Here is a 17,412-nt window from a genome sequence, read left to right on the forward strand (position 1 = left end):
AGGGCCCCGCGATCACCCGGGCTATAGCCGCACCCGCTTGCGGCTATAGCTCGGCAGGCGATATATATCGTCCATGAGTTCATCGAGTGACCCGGCGGGGGATCGCACGAGCGAAGTTCTCCAGCGGCGCTATCGCAGGCTTCTGATGGTTCTGCCGAAGGTGTATCGAGCCGAGCGCGGTGAGGAACTGCACGCCGTGCTCATGGACAAGAGTGGTCCGGGGCAGCAGTGGCCGAAGGTCGGCGAGGTGTTCAGCCTGGCCGGGCTGGGGGTCCGGGCCCGCTTCGGGATGGATCACCAGTCGGCGGAAGCCGCCGACCGTGTCGAGGCCGTCCGCATTGTGGCCTTGCTCAGTGTTCTGCTGATGGCGATGCAGGGGATCGTCGAGGCGGTCCTCATGGCCCGGTTCACCCTGTACGCATCGGGCAGTGTGCCGTCGGCGCTGCGGATGGGGACGGCGCGGGAATGGATTGCCTTTGCCCAGGCCGGCTGGCTTGTCGCCTTCGTGGCGCTGGTCGCGGGGTGGCGGCGTACGGGCATCACGCTGGTCGTGGCGCTGGCGGCCGGCTCCACTCTCACCGCGGGATCGTTCGCGATGGGGACGTTGGCGAATGCGCGACTGTACGGCTCGATTCCTTATGTGGTGACGGCCGGTGCGGTCATGCTGTCCTTCGGGCGTGGCGCCGCGCCGGTCCGCCACTCCCGGCGCTGGCTCGCGGCCCTGATTCCCGCGATCGCCTTCGGCGGTGCGAGCCTGGCTCACATACTGCCTGCGGTGGTGCACCGGGTCGTCCCGGTGACCGGCAACGAAGTCATGTACGCGATCCTGCTCGCCTCGGGGTTGGCGGTCTGTGTCCAGGCCTGGAGCTCGCCGGTGTGGCCGGTCGCCGCGGCGGCGGCCATCATGGGCAGTCTCGCCCCGGAGCTGGTGGAGGAGATGACCGACCCGTATTTCAGCCTCGGCTCGTTCGGCGCCGTGGCGGCCGCGATGGGCGTCGGGTTCCTCGTGCTGGCCGTGCTGTCGGCCGCCAAGCGCCGTGTGGTGCGCCGGGGCCTGCCTTCACAGGCGGGGTGAAGGCAGGTCCCGACGCCGTATCAGGTCCCGACGCCGTATCAGGGCACGCGGACACGTTTGCGGAACGTCCCGCGATGCCGTCAGTGTGCCGGTATCCCCGTGCTCAGCCCGGGTTGCGTCGCCGCCGTCACCGCGACCTCCTCGATCTCGCGCACCAGGTGCTCGATCTGGGCCGGCGACATGCCGCGGGTGTCGGCCTCGACGAGCAGGGTGACGGCGTCCGGGCCGTCGTCGACGTGCAGGAACAGCCGCTCCACCGGGTCGTTGCGGCGCTGGGTCCAGGTGAAGCGGCTCGCGGCGCGCGCCGCCGCGAAGTCCTCGGCGGTCGGTGCGGTCGGTGCGGCCGGGGTGTCGGCTTCTGGCGCGGTTGCGGCTGCGGTAGCGGCGGCGTCGGCCGCGGGGGCCACGCGGCGGTCGTTCAGGAACGAGGCGATGTCCAGCTCGGCGCCGCGGTCCCGGCCGATGGCCTCGGTCATCTCGTTGAGCTGCTCCGGATCGAAGTAGCTGTGCTTGAGCGCGTTCATCGCCGACGGGCCGGCGCGCTCGATCACCTCCTCGACGGTGGCGTCGGCGACGTCGAGCAGGACCAGTCCGGCCTGGGCCGCGTGGCAGACGACGTCGGCCAGCTGGTGCCGGAAGCGGTTGCCGATGACCGGCCGGAAGATGACCGGATGCACGCCGGTGACGTGGGCCAGCGCGATCCCGTACACCGCGAACAGGATCCGGGTCGGGTCGGCGCCGGTGCGCTCGCGCAGGGCCGCCAGCGCCGGGCGCAGCGCGGGGGAGTAGTACTCGGCGCTCCAGTAGCGGGGGCGGCGCGGGTCGTCCGAGGGCGGGAACGTCGGGGTCGGCATGGCCCGCAGGATGTCGGCGAAGTGCCGCAGGGTCCTGTCACTGTGCCGGCGGCCGGCCGGTGAGCGCTGCCAGGCGCTCTGCTCCAGCTGCTGGAGCCCGGAGGGCGGCTCGGTGGACCGGGTCGCGACGTCGCGGAGCATGGTCTCGGCCCCGCCGCCGTCCAAAGCCATGTGGTGCATGGCGACGATCATCCGCGTGGCCTCGCCGCCCTGCCGCACCACGCCCATCCGCACCGGCCATTCGTTGCGCAGGTCGTAGGGCTGGTGCTGGTAGTGCGCCGAGACGGCGGCGGCGAGCTCGTCGACGGCTTCGGGGGCGGCGTCGGCGTCCAGGTCGAAGATGTCCAGCTCCGTGGTTCCGGAGGCGAACAGCTCCTGCGTCAGCCGGCCCTGCGGGTCGAAGCGCATCAGGGTCCGCATCGACGGGAACCGGGTGTGCAGATAGGCGAGCTCCTCGGCGATCGCCTCGACTGTCGTCCCGGGATCCACCGGCCGCCATCCGCCCAGCGGCAGCCAGTTCCCCTGCCGGGTCATGGACTGCCAGATCTCGTGCTGCCCCCAGCTGAGCCCGGCGACCCCCTCCCCGTCCCCGGCGAACGCCACCGGAACGCGCTCCGTGGGCGCCGGCACCGGATCCACGGCGGCCCCGACCCCGGGCAGCCGCGCCCCGGCGATCTCGGCGACCTGCTGCTGCCAGATCAGGGTTCGACGATGCTCGAGCTCGTCGGCCGACAGCTCCCGGTCGGCGCCGAGCACCAGGACCCGCCGCAGCGTTGCCGCCTCGGCCCCGCTGAGCGCGGCCAGGACCGCGCCCTCGTGGTCGTCGTCGGGATCGGTGCCGGGCCGCAACGCCAGCAGGACGTCGGTCTGCACACGCCCGCGCAGCCGCGCCGAGGCGACGAGACAGGCGTCAACCTGCGGTGCGGCGTCCATGATGCGCTTCTCGACAGCTGCGGGATCCAGCTGGTGGCCCTCGTCGAGCTCGACGGGGTCGTAGGGGATGAACGCGGGCTCTGTTTCCGGGGCGTGCCCGCTGGCCAGGTGCGAGCCAAGATGCATAGCGCATCATATCCCGTTCATATCAGCAGTCGTCGATAGGTTCGGAGGACTGTCTCGGGGAGTGGCAGCCGCTTCCGGCGAAACACTGCCCATTGGGGCAAACCATCGAAACCGTCGACTAACCCCCTACCAAGGCCCGGACACGGCCGTATGCTGAGCGTGGCTTAGGATCTGACGCGCAGCGGCGCGCCCGTCGGGACGCCACACGTTCCTGGGGAGACGAACCCACAGCTGAAACCACGGGGTAGGTGATGGCGGAATCGACGAGCCGGGACACCGGCTGGACCGCGGACGTCACCTCGGGGGCCGAGGCACTCGATGCGCTGGGCGCCGAGTGGGACCGGCTTTTCCTGCGCTGTTCGGCGGCGACTCCGTTCCAGTCACGGATCTGGCTCTCGTCATGGTGCCGGTGGTACGGGCCGGCGAGTGGTCGGCTGCGTGTGGTCAGCGTGCGGTATCGGGGTGTGCTGGTCGGTGCGGCGGCTCTTGTGCTCACCCGGCAGTGGCTGTGGCGGGTGCTGCGGCCGGTGGGAGTCGAGCAGTCGGATTTCTGCGACGTCCTCGTCGACGACTCGGGTGACGGCGTGCCGGACGCGCGCGCCATCGTCGGGCGGCTGGCCGCCGCGATCCGCGGGGAGCTGCGCTTCGACGTGCTGGACTTCCCCGATGTGCGGCCCGGCAGCGTCCTGGCCCGGGTGCGCGACGGCTGGCGGGGCGCGGCGATGGAGGCCCCCGGCGAGGTGTGCTTGTCTCTTCCAGGGGTGCCGATGGGGGAGCACGTCGAGTCGATCGAGACGACCAAGCTCCGGCAGCAGTTGCGCCGGAGGCTGCGTGAGCTCGACCGGGTCGGCCTGGAAGCCCGCCTGATCCCGTCGGCCGAGGCCGAGGACGCGATGGCCAGGTTCCTGGAGCTGCACCGCCAACAATGGGCCGACCGTCCGGTCAACACGGAGCATCTGACCGAGCGTTTCCGGGGGCATCTCACCACGGTGCTGCGGGCGTCGACCGAGGCCGGCGAGACTGTCGGGTTCCAGGCCGTCCTGGCGGAGTTCAGCCTGAAGAACAAGGACACGCTCGAGGTGGAACACGTCGCCTCCGACCTCCTCGTCGTCGGCAGATCCATGGTCGGCGGCTACCTGTACGGCTACCTGCCGACCCTGCGGTCCCGCGTGGACGTGTCCGTCGCCCTCACCCGCGCCGCGATGACGATGGCCGCCGAACGAGGCATACCGGAGCTGTCGCTGCTCCGCGGCACCGAACCGCACAAGTACCGGCTGTCCCCGAACGAGGTCCGAAGCGTCCGTATCGTGCTGGCGAACGGATTCTGGGGAGCCGCCGGACTGGGGGCGATCCGGGGCCGGGCTCTCACATCGAAGGCCGTGAAGCGTCTGCGTCTGCGTCTGATACGGCGCTGAAACACCTCCACCCGCGGGGTGGAGCCGCGCAGCCCACCTGCGTCCCTAGCCCTGTCGGGTGGAGATCCCTTTTTCCACCCGCGCGCCGATGCCCTCGCCGGTCCCCGATCGCCAAGCTGGGACGGCCGGGATCACTCGGGCCCCGGCCGTCGGTATGAAGGGGATCGCTCCGTGTTCCACAAGACCATCAGGGGCAGGGTGTGGCCGATGGCGGCCGCGCTGAGCCTGCTGCTGGGCGGCGTGCTCTGTGCGGCCGGCCCGGCGGCGGCTGCGGGCCGTGCCGCGTCGTCCGGTGCTGCACTGTCTAGTACTTCGTCATCTGGTGCCGCTTCGTCTGGTGCTGCTTCGTCCCGCGTGCCGAGCAGCCGCGACTGCGACGCCGCCACCACGCTCGGCCGCGTCCAAGGCCTGGCCCACAGCGCCACCTGCGCCTACCTGGGCGTCCCGTACGCCGCGCCGCCGACCGGCGCCCGCCGCTTCCTGCCGCCGGCTCCGTCCGCGCGGTGGCGCGGCACGCTTCAGGCGACCGCCGCCAAGCCGGGCTGTCCGCAGGACCTGAGCGGCCCGGGCGGCGGCAGCGAGGACTGCCTCTACACCCAGATCTGGCAGCCGCGCTCCGGCGGTGCGGACAAGCCGGTGCTGGTGTTCCTGCACGGCGGCGCGGACGAGTTCGGCGCGGCGAACGAGGCGGTGTTCGACGGCTCGGCGCTGGCGGCACGCGGCGACGCGGTCGTGGTCAGCGTCGACTACCGGCTCGGGATGCTGGGCTGGACCGAACTCGGCGGCCTGGACCGGCGCTACGCGGGCTCGGGCGACAACGGCCTGCGCGACGAGATCGCGGCCCTGACCTTCGTCCAGCGCCAGATTCGCGCCTTTGGTGGCGATCCGCGTGATGTCACCGTCTTCGGCCAGTCGGCCGGCGCGATCTCCATCTCCGCCCTCCTGGCCGGCGACCACCCCGAACGCCTCTTCCGGCGCGCGATCGTGGAGAGCGGCCCCGGCTACCTGGTCCACACCCAGCAGTACGCCCGCGACGCCGCGGCCCACCTGCTGAGCACCGGGGGTATCACCAGCGTGGCCCAGCTGGACGCGATGAGCACCCAGCAGCTGATGGAGTTGCAGAACAAGGCGCAGCAGGGTGTGTCAGGCCTCGCCGATGCCCTGTTCTTCGGCCCCTCGATCGACGGCACCCTGATCCCGGGCCCGGTGGACGACCGCATCGCCGCGGGCAGCGCCCGGCACGTGGACTTGATGGTCGGCACCACCGAGAACGAGACCGACTACTGGGCCCTGTTCGCACCCCAGGTCCTGGACCTGCCCCTGTCGGCCTACCGCAGCTTCCCGACGGTCCTGGCCCCGCAGAAGCAGGCGATGTTCGACCGGTACGCCGCCGACCGCCCCGGCCTGCCCCCGGGCCGCGTGGTGAACGCCATGCTCACCGACCAGATGTTCCGCGTCCCCACCCTGCGCATGGCCCAGGCCCAATACCGCTGGCGCCCCACGTACGTCTACCAGTTCGACTGGCACGTCCCCTATGTCAGCGGCCTGCCGGAGGCCCAGAACCTCGGCGCGATGCACACCGAGGAGGTGCCCTTCGTCCTGGGCAACCTGGACATCGCCGACTACCCGCGCGGCGCCGCCACCCTGGCCGCCGGACGCCCTCAGCTGACGACCCTGTCCCGGGACATGATGGACGCGTGGTCCGGCTTCGCCCGCGACGGCCGTCCCGGCTGGCCGAGCTACACCCCGGCCACCCGCGCCACGAAGATCTGGGACGTCCCGGAGCGCGTGCAGGACGGGCCGCAGGAGGCCGAGCGCGCGATGTGGGACGCGTTCTCGTTCCCGGCGTGGGATCTCGAGCCGTGGGTTCCGGCACCGGCGGCGGCATCAGCACCGGCTTCGGCTTCGGCTTCGGCTTCGGCCAAGAGTTAGGGGCGACTGCCTGACGCATGCGCGGTAAGGTGCCGCGGTGGACATGCCAGCCTATTGGCTCCGCAGACCTGACCTGCGCCGCGACGGCGACACGCTGGCGGCGGTCGACCAGCTGGTGGCCCGGGCCCTCGAACAGGGCCCGGGCCACTGCATCGACTACCGGCTCGATCTGCCGAAATGGCAGTTCCTCTCCCACGTGGCGGAGCGGGCGGGCCTGGTCCTGCACGGCTCGGGCGACCCCGCCATCGCCAGGTTCGAGCCCCGCCAGCCGGACGATCCGCTCGAGTTCAGCAACCGCCGCGCGGTCTTCGCCGCAGCCGACGGCCTGTGGCCGATGTACTACGCGGTGCTGGACCGCGAGCGCCATCCGATGATGCTGGTCAACTCCTGCGTCCGGCTCGCCTCGCAGACCGGCGGGCTCAGCGATCCGTTCTACTACTTCTCCATCAGCGACACGGCACTCCAGCAGAAGCCGTGGCGCCAAGGGACGGTCTACCTACTCCCGGCGAGCAGTTTCGAAGCCCAGCCGCCGCTCGTGGCCGGCTTCGGCGATACCCAGGTGCACGTCGCGCAGGCCGCGAGCCCCGTGCCGGTCGAGCCGTTGGCCAAGCTCGCGGTGGGTCCCGAGGATTTCCCGTTCTTGGACCGGATTCGCGGTCACCGGGACGAGGATCTGCAAGCGCGCATCGCCGCGGATCCCGATGGTTTTCCGTGGGTGGTGCCTACAGCGCCTTGACCATCACCGCGGTACCGTCCCGCTGCGAGGCGATGACACGCTGACCCGGCGCGAGCTCCGATTCCGTCAGCTCCGCCAGGGGAATCCGTTGCCCGGACGCGCCGCGCAGCAGGGTGGAGGCGTCCAAGCCGAGCGTCACGCTCTTGCCGTCCTCGCCCTCGATGCGCACCGAGGACGCGTCCACTTCGGCGATGTGCCCGACGACCGCCGGCGGGGCCGCCGGGTTCTGGAACCGTACGTCGATCGACAGCCGCAAGCCGTCCGGTGAGCGGTTCGGCAGTCCGGTGTGGACCAGTGCCTCGTGCATGAGGACGACGTCGCCCGGCTCGTACACGGCGCCGCGCCACAGATCCTCCAGCGGCGGCAGCTCCTCCAACGGCACGCAGCCCCGGCGGTGGCTGCCCTCCGCCACCGCCAGGCCGCCGAGTTCGGCGTCCACCGCCATCAGCGGGATCCACGCGGTCGTCATGTCGAAGCCCGGATTGAGCAGTGCGTCCTGATGGGTCAGGGTCGCGCTGCCCGGTGCCATGACGCGGTAGCGCGCCAGCGGGATGAAGCGGACCGGCGCGCCGGCCACCTTCGTGAAGAAGGCCGCCACCGAAGGGGTGGTGACCAGTCGTTCCCAGAGCTGCTGCGCGTTCAGCGCGTCCTGGAGGCTGGCGTCGTCCTCATTCGACAACGGCATGCGCTGGACGAGTCCCTGTTCGATCAGTGTTCGAACCACCTGCCGTCCGGCGGCCAGCACCGCGTCCTGGTCCAGGACGTCGCGGAAGAACAGGTATCCCTGGTCGTCGAACAGGGCCCGAAGGCGCGACGGATCGCCGAGGTGGTCGTTGGCCACGCGCAGCTCTGACACCAGCTAGTCGTACCCGGCCCCTCAGCCCGCCAACCGGGCGAAGGGGGCGATCGGGTTGTCCAGCGTCCCCACCAACTGCAACGCCGCCGAGGGATCGGTGAGATCCAGCATCTGCTCGTTGTCGCGCAGCTGGAGCCGGTTCAGACACGACAGATCGAACTGTGGTGCGAACATGTCGAAACGCCGGAACCGGTCCGCCAGCTCAGGTGAGGAGCCGCCATAAGAGTCCTGATAGGCGTGAACACATTCGGCGACCGTCCGCCAGAACACATCTTCGGCCAGGACCTCCCGCTCGGCCAGAATCGCGTTGAGATACCGCAGGAAGCAGTCGAACACATCAGTGAAGATCGACAGCAGCCGGACCTCCTCCGGCACCTCCGCCCGGATCCGCTCGACGCTCGGCGGCAGCGAAACCTCCGGGTCCATCACCACGATCTCCTCGGCGATGTCCTTGAAGACGACCCGCTCCACCGCGCCGCCGTCCAGGACCAGGATGACGTTCTCGCCGTGCGGCATGAACGCCAGGCCGTACGCGTAGAACGCGTGGAGCAAGGGCGTCAGGTACGCGTCCAGATACCTCCGCAGCCACACCTGCGGAGCCAGCCCCGACTCCGCGATCAGCGCCGCCGCCAGCGAGCCGCCGTCCCGGTCCACGTGCAGCAAACCGGCCATCGTCGCCAACCGCCGCCCCGGCTCCAGCGCCGGTACCGGGCTCTCGCGCCACAACGCCGCCAGCATCTTCCGATACGGCGACGATGACGCCGTCGCCGCCTCGAACTGCCGGTGGCGGTAGCCCACGGCCGCGCGCTCCCGGATCACCGACAGCCGGGTCTGCTTCAGCACGGCGTCGTCGGCGATCAGCGCGGCCAGCCAGTCGTTGATGGCCGGCGTAGCTTCCATGTAGGCGGCCGACAGCCCGCGCATGAAGCCCATGTTCAGCACCGACAGCGCCGTCTTCACATAGTGTTTCGAGGGATCGGTGACGTTGAAGAACGTCCGGATCGACTGCTGCGCCAAGTGTTCGTCATCGCCGGGCCCCAGACAGACCAGGTACTGCCGGGCGATGTCCCCGGCGAACGTCACCGACAGCTTGTTCCACCACTGCCAGGGATGCACCGGGATCAGCAGATAGTCCGCCAGATCCAGCCCCAGCCCGGCCATCACCTTGCCGAACAGCCCCAGCAACTCCTCGCCGAGCTCGGCCCGGATGAAGCTCTCGTACTCGGTGTCCGCGCACGCTGTGAACGCCGCGCGGTCGCGGTGCGCGGCCACCCAGATCAGGTGCACCGGATGCGCGGCCTCCGGCGCGTACCGCCGGAAGTCGTCCACGCCGAAACCGAGCCGGCCGTTGCCCGCGACGAAGCTGGGATGCCCCTCGGTCATCTCCGTCTCGATCCGCTGGAAGTCGGCGCGCGCCACCTCGGACGCGGAAACCGGCGGCTTGCTCAGCTTGTACGCGGCGCTGGCGAGCGTGGAGGCGATCTCCTCCAGGTATACCGGCAGCACCGAGTCGCTCAGGCCGAGCGTGTCGCGCAGCTCGATGCAGAAGTCGGCCATGTCCAATGGCGCCTGCCGGCCGCCGCGGATGCGAACGATGCTCTCCGCGTCGACCTGCCAGTGGTTCAGCGCCAGTACCTTCGCCGTGAAGCGGTACTCCACGGTGTCGTCGTCGCTGTGTACTGCGAAACCCTGGTCGGATCCGGCCAACGGCTTCGGCGTGAGCAGCCGCTCGTGGGAGAACTCTGCGATCGCTTTGCGTACCAGCAGCCGGTTGGCGCGCTCCCAGTTCTCGGGGGTCAGATGGCGGACGGCGTCGCGGGGGTTCATTCGAAGGCTCCTATGCGCGGAATGACAGCTGCAGTGGTCGCGGCCTGGAAGTCATGCCAGGTGCAGACGCTCAGCAGCGCCTGCTTCTCGGGCTTGGCGATCGGCCCGACGACGCGGAAGCCGACAGCGGCGTTCAGCGCCTGGACGGCGGTGTTGCGCACGTCCGGCTCCACGACCACGCGCAGCGCGTCCGGATCGGCGAAGATCCATGCCAGCACGGCGGTGAGGACGGCCCGGGTGAAGCCGTGGACCGGCGTGTCGGTCGGCGCGCACAGGAAGTGCATGCCGACGTCGCCGTCTTCGTGCTCGTACAAGCCGACCAGCTCGACCCGGCCGGGGTCGTAGCGTTCGGCCAGGAACGCCGGATTTCCGTCTATCAGTCCGAGGAACGCTTCGTGGTGTGGATGCTCGGCTATCCGTCGGTATTCCTGGCGCACCTGTTCGACATCGAAGTCCTGCATCAGCCAGAACTGCGCCTTGGGATGCGTGACCCAGCGGTGCAGCATCTCGATCTCGGCGTCGGAGTCCACATCGACCGGACGGAATGTGATCATGTGGGCAGTCCGTCCGGCGCGCCGAACTCCTGGAACGCGATGGACTTCTCCACCGGGTAGTAGTCCCGGCCCAGCATCTCGCTGATGATCCAGGAGTTCCGGTAGGCGCCCATGCCCAGGTCCGGGGAGGTGACGCTGTGCGTGTGGGTGCCGGCGTTCTGCAGGAAGATCTCCCGTCCGGCCACGTCGATCGTGTAGTTGCGTGCGACGTCGAAGCGTCCGCCGCCGTCGAAGCGGATGCGGTCCCGGACCGGTTCGAGGAAGACAGGGACCTGATAGCGGTACCCGGTGGCCAGGACCAGCCCCTGCGTCGCGAGCGAGAACCCGCGGTCCTGCTCCTCGTGGTGCAGGTCCAGGGTGTAGGTGCCGCCGGGCTCGTCGTAGGACGCGCCGCGCAGCTCGGTGTTGGTCACCAGCCGGGTGGCCACCGGGCCGCGCACGCTCTTGAGGTAGAGCGTGTCGAAGATCTCGTTGATCAGCACCGCGTCGATGCCCTTGAACAGGCCCTTCTGCTCGGCCTCCAGCCGGTACCTGGTCGCCTCGGGCAGCGCGTGGAAGTAGTCGACGTAGTCCGGCGAGGTCATCTCCAGCGTGAGCTTGGTGTACTCCAGCGGGAAGAACCGCGGGGATCTGGTCACCCAGCTCAGGTGGTAGGTGTCGGCTCCGGCGCCGGCGAGCAGGTCCAGGTAGATCTCGGCCGCGCTCTGGCCGCTGCCGACCACGGTGATGCTCTCTTTGCTCTGCAACAGTTCCCTGGTGGCGAGGTAGTCCGCGCTGTGCACCAGGTCGCCGCCGATCCCGCGACAGGGTTCTGGGATGTGCGGCGGCGTCCCGGTCCCCAGCACCAGATGCCGTGCGCGGTCCTCGATGACCGCACCGCTGTCGGCGTCGACCGACCGAACGGCGTAGCAGGCTTCTGCTTCGTCGTACTCGACCCGCGACACCGTCCGGCCGAAGCGGACGTTGCGCAGCCGGGTCGCGGCCCACCGGCAGTACTCGTCGTACTCCGCGCGCACCGGGTAGAAGTTCTCCCGGATGTAGAACGGGTAGAGCCGTCCGGTCTCCTTCAGGAAGTTGAGGAACGAGTACGGCGACGTCGGATCGGCCAGCGTGACCAGATCGGCCATGAACGGCGTCTGCAGCGTGGCCGAGGACAGCAGCATCCCGGGGTGCCAGGCGTAGCCGGCCTCGGGACGGGCCTCGAGAAAGAGCCCGTCGAGTCCGTCGATCGGCTCGGTCAGGCACGCCAGGCCCAGGTTGTAGGGGCCCAGCCCGATGGCGATGAAGTCGTGCGTGCTCAAGAGGTTCTCCGGCGCTCGACGTATTCGGCGGCGTGGTCCGCGATCAGGTCCAGGACGTGCGCGATGTCGTCGACCGTGGTCTGCGGGTTCAGCAGCGTGACCTTCAGGTAGTGCCGCCCGCCGACCTTCGTCCCGGCCACCACCGCGGCGCCGGAGGCGGCCAGGGCTTCGCGGGCGTACAGGTTCGCGCCGTCGGCCAGGTCCCGGTCCGGGCCCTCCGGCGGCAGGTAGCGGAACACCAGGGTGCTGAGTTGGGAGCGGGTCACCACCTCGAAGCGCGGATCGACGGTGAGCAGCACCCAGGCCTGCGCGGCCCGGTCGACGACCTCGTCGAACAGCGCGCCGACGGCGTCCGGGCCCATGATCCGCAGCGTCATCCAGAGCTTGAGCGCGTCGAAGCGGCGCGTGGTCTGGATGCTCTTGTCGACCTGGTTCGGGATGCGCTGCTCGACCATGCGCGCCGGGTTGAGGTAGTCGGCGTGGTACGTCGCGTGCGCCAGGACCGCGCGGTCGCGGACGACCAGCGCGCTGGAGCTGACCGGCTGGAAGAACGACTTGTGGAAGTCCACGGTGACCGAGTCCGCGCGCTCGATCCCGCCGAGCAGGCCGCGCCGGGAGCGGGAGACGAGCAGACCGCAGCCGTACGCGGCGTCGACGTGGAACCAGGCGCCGGATTCCGCGCACAGGTTGGCGATCGCGTGCAGCGGGTCGATCGAGCCGAAGTCGGTGGTGCCCGCGGTGGCCACGACCGCCATCGGGATGAAGCCGGCCCAGCGGCACTGCTCCAGCTCCCACTCCAACGCCTGCGGACGCATCCGTTTGCGGGCGTCGGTCTCGACGCTCACCACGGCGTCCGGACTCAGGCCGAGCATCTTCGCCGATTTGCGGACGCTGAAGTGGCCGGCCTCGGAGACGAAGATGCGCAGCCGGTCCATGACATCGCGCCTGCTGTCGAAAGGCGCGACCAGGTGTCCCGGTGCCAATACGGCGGCGGTCGCCTTCGCCAGGATCTCCTCCCGGGCCAGCAGCAGCGCCTGGAAGTTCGACTGGCTGCCGCCGCTGGTGAACACCCCGTCGGCGGCCGGGCCGAACCCGATCCGCCCGGCGGTCCAGTCGATGAGCCGCCGCTCGATGAGCGTCCCGCCCGCGCTCTGGTCCCAGGTGTCCAGCGAGGAGTTGACCGCGGTCAGGACGGCCTCGCCGAGCAGCGCCGGGATCACGACCGGGCAGTTGAGATGCGCGAGGTAGCGCGGATGGTGGAAGTAGACGGCGTCGCGGAGATAGAGCTCTTCGAGCTCGTCCAGCGCCGCCGAGGGATCGGCCAGCGGCCGGTCGAGATCGACGCCTGACACGCCGGGGGCCAGGTCGCCGGGGGAGACGCCGGTGAAGGGCCGGTCCGTGCGGGCGATCCGGTCCGCGACGCGGTCGACGCCCTCGGCCATGCTGTGCCGGTAGCGGTCCAGGGTCCGGTCGTTGAACAGGTGCCCGGCGGCTTCCTCGACGGCGGGGGAGAAGATGGCGCGCGCGGTCGCGACGGCGGAGGCCTGGGGGCTCACTGAGCACCACCGGCGCTCTGCTCTTGCACAGAGCTCTGCTCGGCTGCGGAGATCTTTTCAGCTGCGGAGATCTTCTCGGTCCGCAGATCCTCCTCGGTCGCGCCCAAGCGCCAGTACCCGGAGAACTCCACCCGCCTGCGGTCGATGCCGCGCTCGCCGACCAGGTGGCGTCGCAGGGTCTTGACCATGCCCGACTCGCCGGCGATCCACGCGTACGGCGCGCCGTCGGGGAAGGCCGTGCCGTGGATCTCCTCGGTCAGCAAGGTTCCTGGCCGCCGCAACGGGTCGCGGATCAGCCAGGTGATGTCGGCCTCGGCGGGGCTGAGCAGTTCCTGGACGTCCTTGAGGTTCGGGACCTCGATCCAGGCCCGGGCGCGCAAGCCCTCCGGCAGCCATTCCAGGATCGCGGCGGCGGCCGGCAGCGCGGTCTCGTCGGCGGCGAGCAGGACCCAGTCCGTCTCCTCCGGCAGCTGGAAGCCGATGCTGCGGTTGTCCTCGAACGCCGGCCCCAGCAGCACCGCCCGATCGCCCGGTACGGCCTCGGCGGCCCAGCGTGACGCGGGCCCTGCGGGAGAGTGCAGGACGAAGTCAACGTCGACCTCGTGGCGGTGGCGGTCCTGGGCGCGGACGGTGTACGAGCGCATGATCGCGCGTTCGTGCTCGGGCATCGCCCGCCATTGCGCGAACCAGTCGTCGCCGGCGTCGAAGGGGACTGTCGGCGCGTACTGCCCCGGCTGCGGCAGGAACAGCGAGAAGCTCTGGTCTCGGCCGCCGCTGTCGAAGTCCCGCAGCTGCTCGCCGCCGAAGGTGATGCGGACCATCGAGGGCCCGAGCCGGCAGGTGGCGACCACGCGGACTTGGAAGAAGCGGAACTTGCCGTGCACGAGTGCGGAGGCTGATTCGGCTTCGGCGGCAGCCAGCACCGCGGTCATCGAGGAGGCCATTGAGGAGGTCACCGAGGAGGAGGAGGCCATGGTCGTCAGCTCACCTTCTTCGCATTCTGAATCGCCTTGGCCAGGTTCTCCAGCAGGGGAGCGGCGCCGGCGTAGGAGAAGCGCGGCACGGCGTCCCACGGCGCGACCTGGCCGGCCTTCACCGCCGGCAGCGCGGTCCACGACGGCTTTGACGCCAGCGCGGCGGGCTGCAAGGCGGTGGAGCGGCTGTCGAGCAGGATCAGGTCGGCCTTGTACTTGTCGGCGTTCTCCCAACTCAGGCTCTCGAAGTAGTCGCCGGAGTCGAGCTTGTTCGGGACGATCAGATCCACGCCGAGCTCGGCGAAGTACATCAGGTCCGCGGCGATGTCCGGGTTGGACGCGTAGAAGGTGTCGGGGCTGCCGGAGGCGGCCAGGACCTTCAGCCCGCCGGCCGCCTTGGCCGCCGTGCGCAGCGTCTCGGCCGCGGTCTGGAACCGGGTCTTGGCGTCGGTCACCTTCTTGGCGTTCAGGTCCGCCCCGAGCGATTGCGCCAGCTCGGCGTAGCGCTGGATCGGTGTGGGCAGCGAGACCTTGGCCACGTTGATCGCCACGCTCGGGGCGAGCTTGGCGATCTGGTCCTTGCTCTCGTCCGGCACGTACCAGAGCTTCCCGGGGTCGTACATGTGCGTGACGAGCAGTTGGGGGCTGAGGGCGGCGTACTTCTCGACGTTGAACTCGCCCCAGGCGTTGCCCAGCACCGTCACCTTGCCGACGTTGAGGTCGCCGGCCTGCGCCGTGGCCTTGCCGTCGGCCTGCGTCGTCTCCCCGAAGACGCCGACGATCTGGTGGTCCAGGCCGAAGTCGACGAGCGCGGCGGCGGTGCCGGTGAACGCGACGACCCTCGTGGGCGCCGAGGGGGCTTTCACCATCTGCTTCCGGTCGTCGGTGAAGGACCAGGAACTGGGACTGCTTTTGCCGCTGGTGCCACTGCTACCGCCGCTGCCGCAGGCCGCGAGGACGGTGGCGACGGCGCCGCCGCCGAAGGTCGCCACCATGCCACGACGGGACAAAACGGACGCTGATGGTGAATAAGCCATGGATGTCGCTTTCGTGCAGGGGAAAGGAAGGGGGCGCATACCCGGCGCCGGTGAAGTTAGGTTAGCCTAACCTCACCACTCGCCCAAGGGGGGTCGCCCCCCTCCGTGCCGTCGAACCGGAGCCCGGTCTTGTCCGCCACCGCACCACCGCAGGCCCCTGAGGCCGCCGTCCCGACACCCGGAGGCCCACCGGGCCCGGCCGCCCGCCGCACCCTGAACCGAGGCGCGGGCCTGGCGGTCGCGGCCGTGCTGCTGCTGGCGGTCCTGGTCCTGAGCATCTGCTTCGGGGCCAAGTCGCTCTCGCCCGGCCAGGTGTGGCACGGCCTGGCCGACTCCGGCTCCCCGTACTACACCGTCGTGCACCGGATGCGGCTGCCCCGCACGCTGCTCGGCCTGATCGTCGGGCTGGCCCTGGGCCTGGCCGGCGCGGTGATGCAGGCGCTGACCCGCAACCCGCTGGCCGACCCGGGACTGCTCGGCATCAACGCCGGCGCCTCGGCCGCCGTCGTCACCTCCATCTGGCTGTTCGGGATCGGGACCTTCGAGGGCTACATATGGTTCGCCCTGGGCGGCGCGGCGATCGCCACCACCGCCGGCTACCTGGTCGGCGGCGGCCGCTCGGCCACGCCGGTCCGGCTGGCCCTGGCCGGCGCCGCGCTGAACGCCACGCTGTTCTCCTTCGTCAGCGCCGCGATGCTGCTGGACTCGGCGTCGCTGGAGGCCATGCGGTTCTGGACCGTCGGGTCGCTGGCCGACGCCACGTCCTCGACGGTCGTCAGGGTCCTGCCGTTCGTCGCCGTCGGCCTGGTGCTCGCCCTGGTCCTGGCCCGGCCGCTCAATGCCCTGGCCCTCGGCGAGGACTCGGCACGCGCGCTGGGTTCGCGGCCGACGGCGGTGCGCGCGGCGGCGATCGTGGCGGTGACTCTGTTGTGCGGGGCGGCTACGGCGGCCTGCGGGCCGATCGTGTTCGTCGGGCTGATGGTGCCGCACGTCGTGCGCACCATCACCGGCCCGGACCTGCGCTGGCTGCTGCCGTACTGCGCCGTACTGGCTCCGGTGGCACTGCTGGGCGCCGACGTGCTCGGGCGGGTGCTGGCCCGGCCCGGCGAGATCCAGGTCGGGGTGGTCACCAGCGTGGTCGGTGGCCCGGTCTTCCTGTACTTCCTGCGGCGCGCGAAGGCGGTACGGGAATGAGGGTTCTGCGAACCACCGCGCTGTCGGTGCGTTACCGGCCCCGGGCCCTGGCCGCCTCGATCGCCTGTGTTCTGCTCGCGTTCGCCGCGATGGTCGTCACCCTCGGCAGCGGCGACTACCGGATCCCGCCGGGCGAGGTCCTGCGGACGCTGGCCGGGGGCGGGTCGATGGCGGACCACTTCATCGTCGTGCAGCTGCGCCTGCCGCGCGTGGTGACCGCGTTGCTGGTCGGGGCCGCGCTGGCGCTCGCCGGCGCCGCCTTCCAGTCCCTGGTCCGCAATCCGCTGGGCAGTCCGGACATGCTCGGCTTCACCGAGGGCGCGGCGACCGGCGCGCTGGTCGTGGTGGTGGCCGGCGGCAGCAGCCTGGCGCTGGCGTGCGGGGCGGTGGCCGGCGGTGTGGCGACCGGAGTCGGGGTGTACGTCCTGGCCTGGCGCCGGGGCGTGCACGGCTACCGGCTGATCCTCGTCGGCATCGGGGTCTCGGCGATCCTGAGCGGGGTCAACGGCTATCTGATGACCAAGGCCCAGCTGATGGACGCCGCGCGGGCGATGCTGTGGCTGACGGGGAGCCTGGACGGCCGGAGCTGGAGCGACGTGGTGCCGTTGGCGGTGGCCATGGCGGTACTGGCGCCGGTGGTGATCGTGGGCTGCGGCAGGGCTCTGCACGTCATCGAGATGGGCGACGACGTGGCCCGGGCGCTGGGCGTCCCGGTGGAGCGGGTCCGGCTCGCGACGCTGGCCGCCGCGGTGCTGCTCACCTCGTTCGCCGCGGCGGCGGCCGGACCGGTGTCCTTCGTCGCGCTCACCGCCCCGCAGCTCGCCCGGCGCCTGACGCGCGCGCCCGGACCGAACCTGATCCCCTCGATGCTGGTCGGTGCCGTGCTCCTCACGTGCGCCGATCTCGTTGCGCAGCATGCGATTCCCGGACGGCAGCTGCCGGTCGGGGTGGTCACCGGCCTGCTCGGCGGCGGCTATCTGATCTGGCTGCTGGCGGCCGGACGCAAGGCGGGGCGGATCTGACAGTGGCGCACAGCCAATAC

At 70.5% G+C, this 17,412-nt stretch carries 14 protein-coding genes; 6 read left to right on the forward strand and 8 right to left on the reverse strand.

Features of this window, described 5'->3' with window-relative positions:
- Positions 1 to 145 precede the first annotated feature (145 nt).
- Positions 146 to 1,075 (forward strand): hypothetical protein, encoded by a 930-nt coding sequence (locus tag ABIA35_RS32975; protein WP_370360572.1) that lies wholly within the window; start codon positions 146 to 148, stop codon positions 1,073 to 1,075.
- Between the two features lie 80 nt (positions 1,076 to 1,155).
- Here ABIA35_RS32975 and ABIA35_RS32980 read toward each other — a convergent pair whose 3' ends face one another.
- On the reverse strand, positions 1,156 to 2,988 hold the full coding sequence (locus ABIA35_RS32980; protein ID WP_370360573.1) for a condensation domain-containing protein: 1,833 nt from the start codon (positions 2,986 to 2,988) through the stop codon (positions 1,156 to 1,158).
- 251 nt (positions 2,989 to 3,239) lie between these two features.
- On the opposite strand from ABIA35_RS32980, the gene ABIA35_RS32985 reads away from it, so the two are divergent.
- From ABIA35_RS32985 to ABIA35_RS32995, 3 genes are all read left to right on the forward strand, one after another.
- Positions 3,240 to 4,403, forward strand: a complete 1,164-nt coding sequence (locus ABIA35_RS32985; protein ID WP_370360574.1) for a GNAT family N-acetyltransferase — start codon at positions 3,240 to 3,242, stop codon at positions 4,401 to 4,403.
- A gap of 171 nt (positions 4,404 to 4,574) precedes the next feature.
- Positions 4,575 to 6,335, forward strand: a complete 1,761-nt coding sequence (locus ABIA35_RS32990) for a carboxylesterase/lipase family protein (protein WP_370360575.1) — start codon at positions 4,575 to 4,577, stop codon at positions 6,333 to 6,335.
- A gap of 43 nt (positions 6,336 to 6,378) precedes the next feature.
- Positions 6,379 to 7,071, forward strand: coding sequence for a hypothetical protein (locus ABIA35_RS32995; RefSeq protein ID WP_370335220.1), 693 nt, complete (start codon positions 6,379 to 6,381; stop codon positions 7,069 to 7,071).
- Here ABIA35_RS32995 and ABIA35_RS33000 read toward each other — a convergent pair.
- From ABIA35_RS33000 to ABIA35_RS33030, 7 genes are all read right to left on the reverse strand, one after another.
- On the reverse strand, positions 7,058 to 7,927 hold the full coding sequence (locus ABIA35_RS33000; RefSeq protein WP_370360576.1) for a phytanoyl-CoA dioxygenase family protein: 870 nt from the start codon (positions 7,925 to 7,927) through the stop codon (positions 7,058 to 7,060). The genes ABIA35_RS32995 and ABIA35_RS33000 overlap by 14 nt on opposite strands.
- A gap of 21 nt (positions 7,928 to 7,948) precedes the next feature.
- Entirely contained in the window at positions 7,949 to 9,754 is a 1,806-nt protein-coding gene (locus ABIA35_RS33005) for an IucA/IucC family siderophore biosynthesis protein (protein WP_370360577.1), read from the reverse strand.
- A complete protein-coding gene (locus ABIA35_RS33010; RefSeq protein ID WP_370360578.1) occupies positions 9,751 to 10,308 on the reverse strand; it encodes a GNAT family N-acetyltransferase in 558 nt (185 codons plus the stop codon). Before ABIA35_RS33010 ends, ABIA35_RS33005 begins: the two co-directional genes overlap by 4 nt.
- Positions 10,305 to 11,609, reverse strand: a complete 1,305-nt coding sequence (locus ABIA35_RS33015; protein WP_370360579.1) for a lysine N(6)-hydroxylase/L-ornithine N(5)-oxygenase family protein — start codon at positions 11,607 to 11,609, stop codon at positions 10,305 to 10,307. Before ABIA35_RS33015 ends, ABIA35_RS33010 begins: the two co-directional genes overlap by 4 nt.
- A complete protein-coding gene (locus ABIA35_RS33020) occupies positions 11,606 to 13,051 on the reverse strand; it encodes an aspartate aminotransferase family protein (RefSeq protein ID WP_370360643.1) in 1,446 nt (481 codons plus the stop codon). Before ABIA35_RS33020 ends, ABIA35_RS33015 begins: the two co-directional genes overlap by 4 nt.
- 110 nt (positions 13,052 to 13,161) lie before the next feature.
- Positions 13,162 to 14,097, reverse strand: coding sequence for a siderophore-interacting protein (locus ABIA35_RS33025; protein WP_370360644.1), 936 nt, complete (start codon positions 14,095 to 14,097; stop codon positions 13,162 to 13,164).
- Positions 14,098 to 14,144: 47 nt separating this feature from the next.
- Positions 14,145 to 15,176: an ABC transporter substrate-binding protein gene (locus ABIA35_RS33030; RefSeq protein WP_370360580.1), complete on the reverse strand. Its 1,032-nt coding sequence runs from the start codon at positions 15,174 to 15,176 to the stop codon at positions 14,145 to 14,147.
- A 105-nt stretch (positions 15,177 to 15,281) separates the two neighbouring features.
- Here ABIA35_RS33030 and ABIA35_RS33035 point away from each other — a divergent pair, with 105 nt between their 5' ends.
- Both ABIA35_RS33035 and ABIA35_RS33040 read left to right on the forward strand, forming a co-directional pair.
- Positions 15,282 to 16,370, forward strand: a complete 1,089-nt coding sequence (locus ABIA35_RS33035; protein WP_370360581.1) for a FecCD family ABC transporter permease — start codon at positions 15,282 to 15,284, stop codon at positions 16,368 to 16,370.
- Positions 16,367 to 17,392 carry a FecCD family ABC transporter permease gene (locus ABIA35_RS33040; protein WP_370360582.1) on the forward strand — a complete coding sequence of 342 codons (1,026 nt, stop codon included), beginning with the start codon at positions 16,367 to 16,369 and terminating at the stop codon, positions 17,390 to 17,392. Before ABIA35_RS33035 ends, ABIA35_RS33040 begins: the two co-directional genes overlap by 4 nt.
- Positions 17,393 to 17,412 lie beyond the last annotated feature (20 nt).

This window comes from Catenulispora sp. MAP12-49, from assembly GCF_041262705.1.
GTDB lineage: Bacteria > Actinomycetota > Actinomycetes > Streptomycetales > Catenulisporaceae > Catenulispora.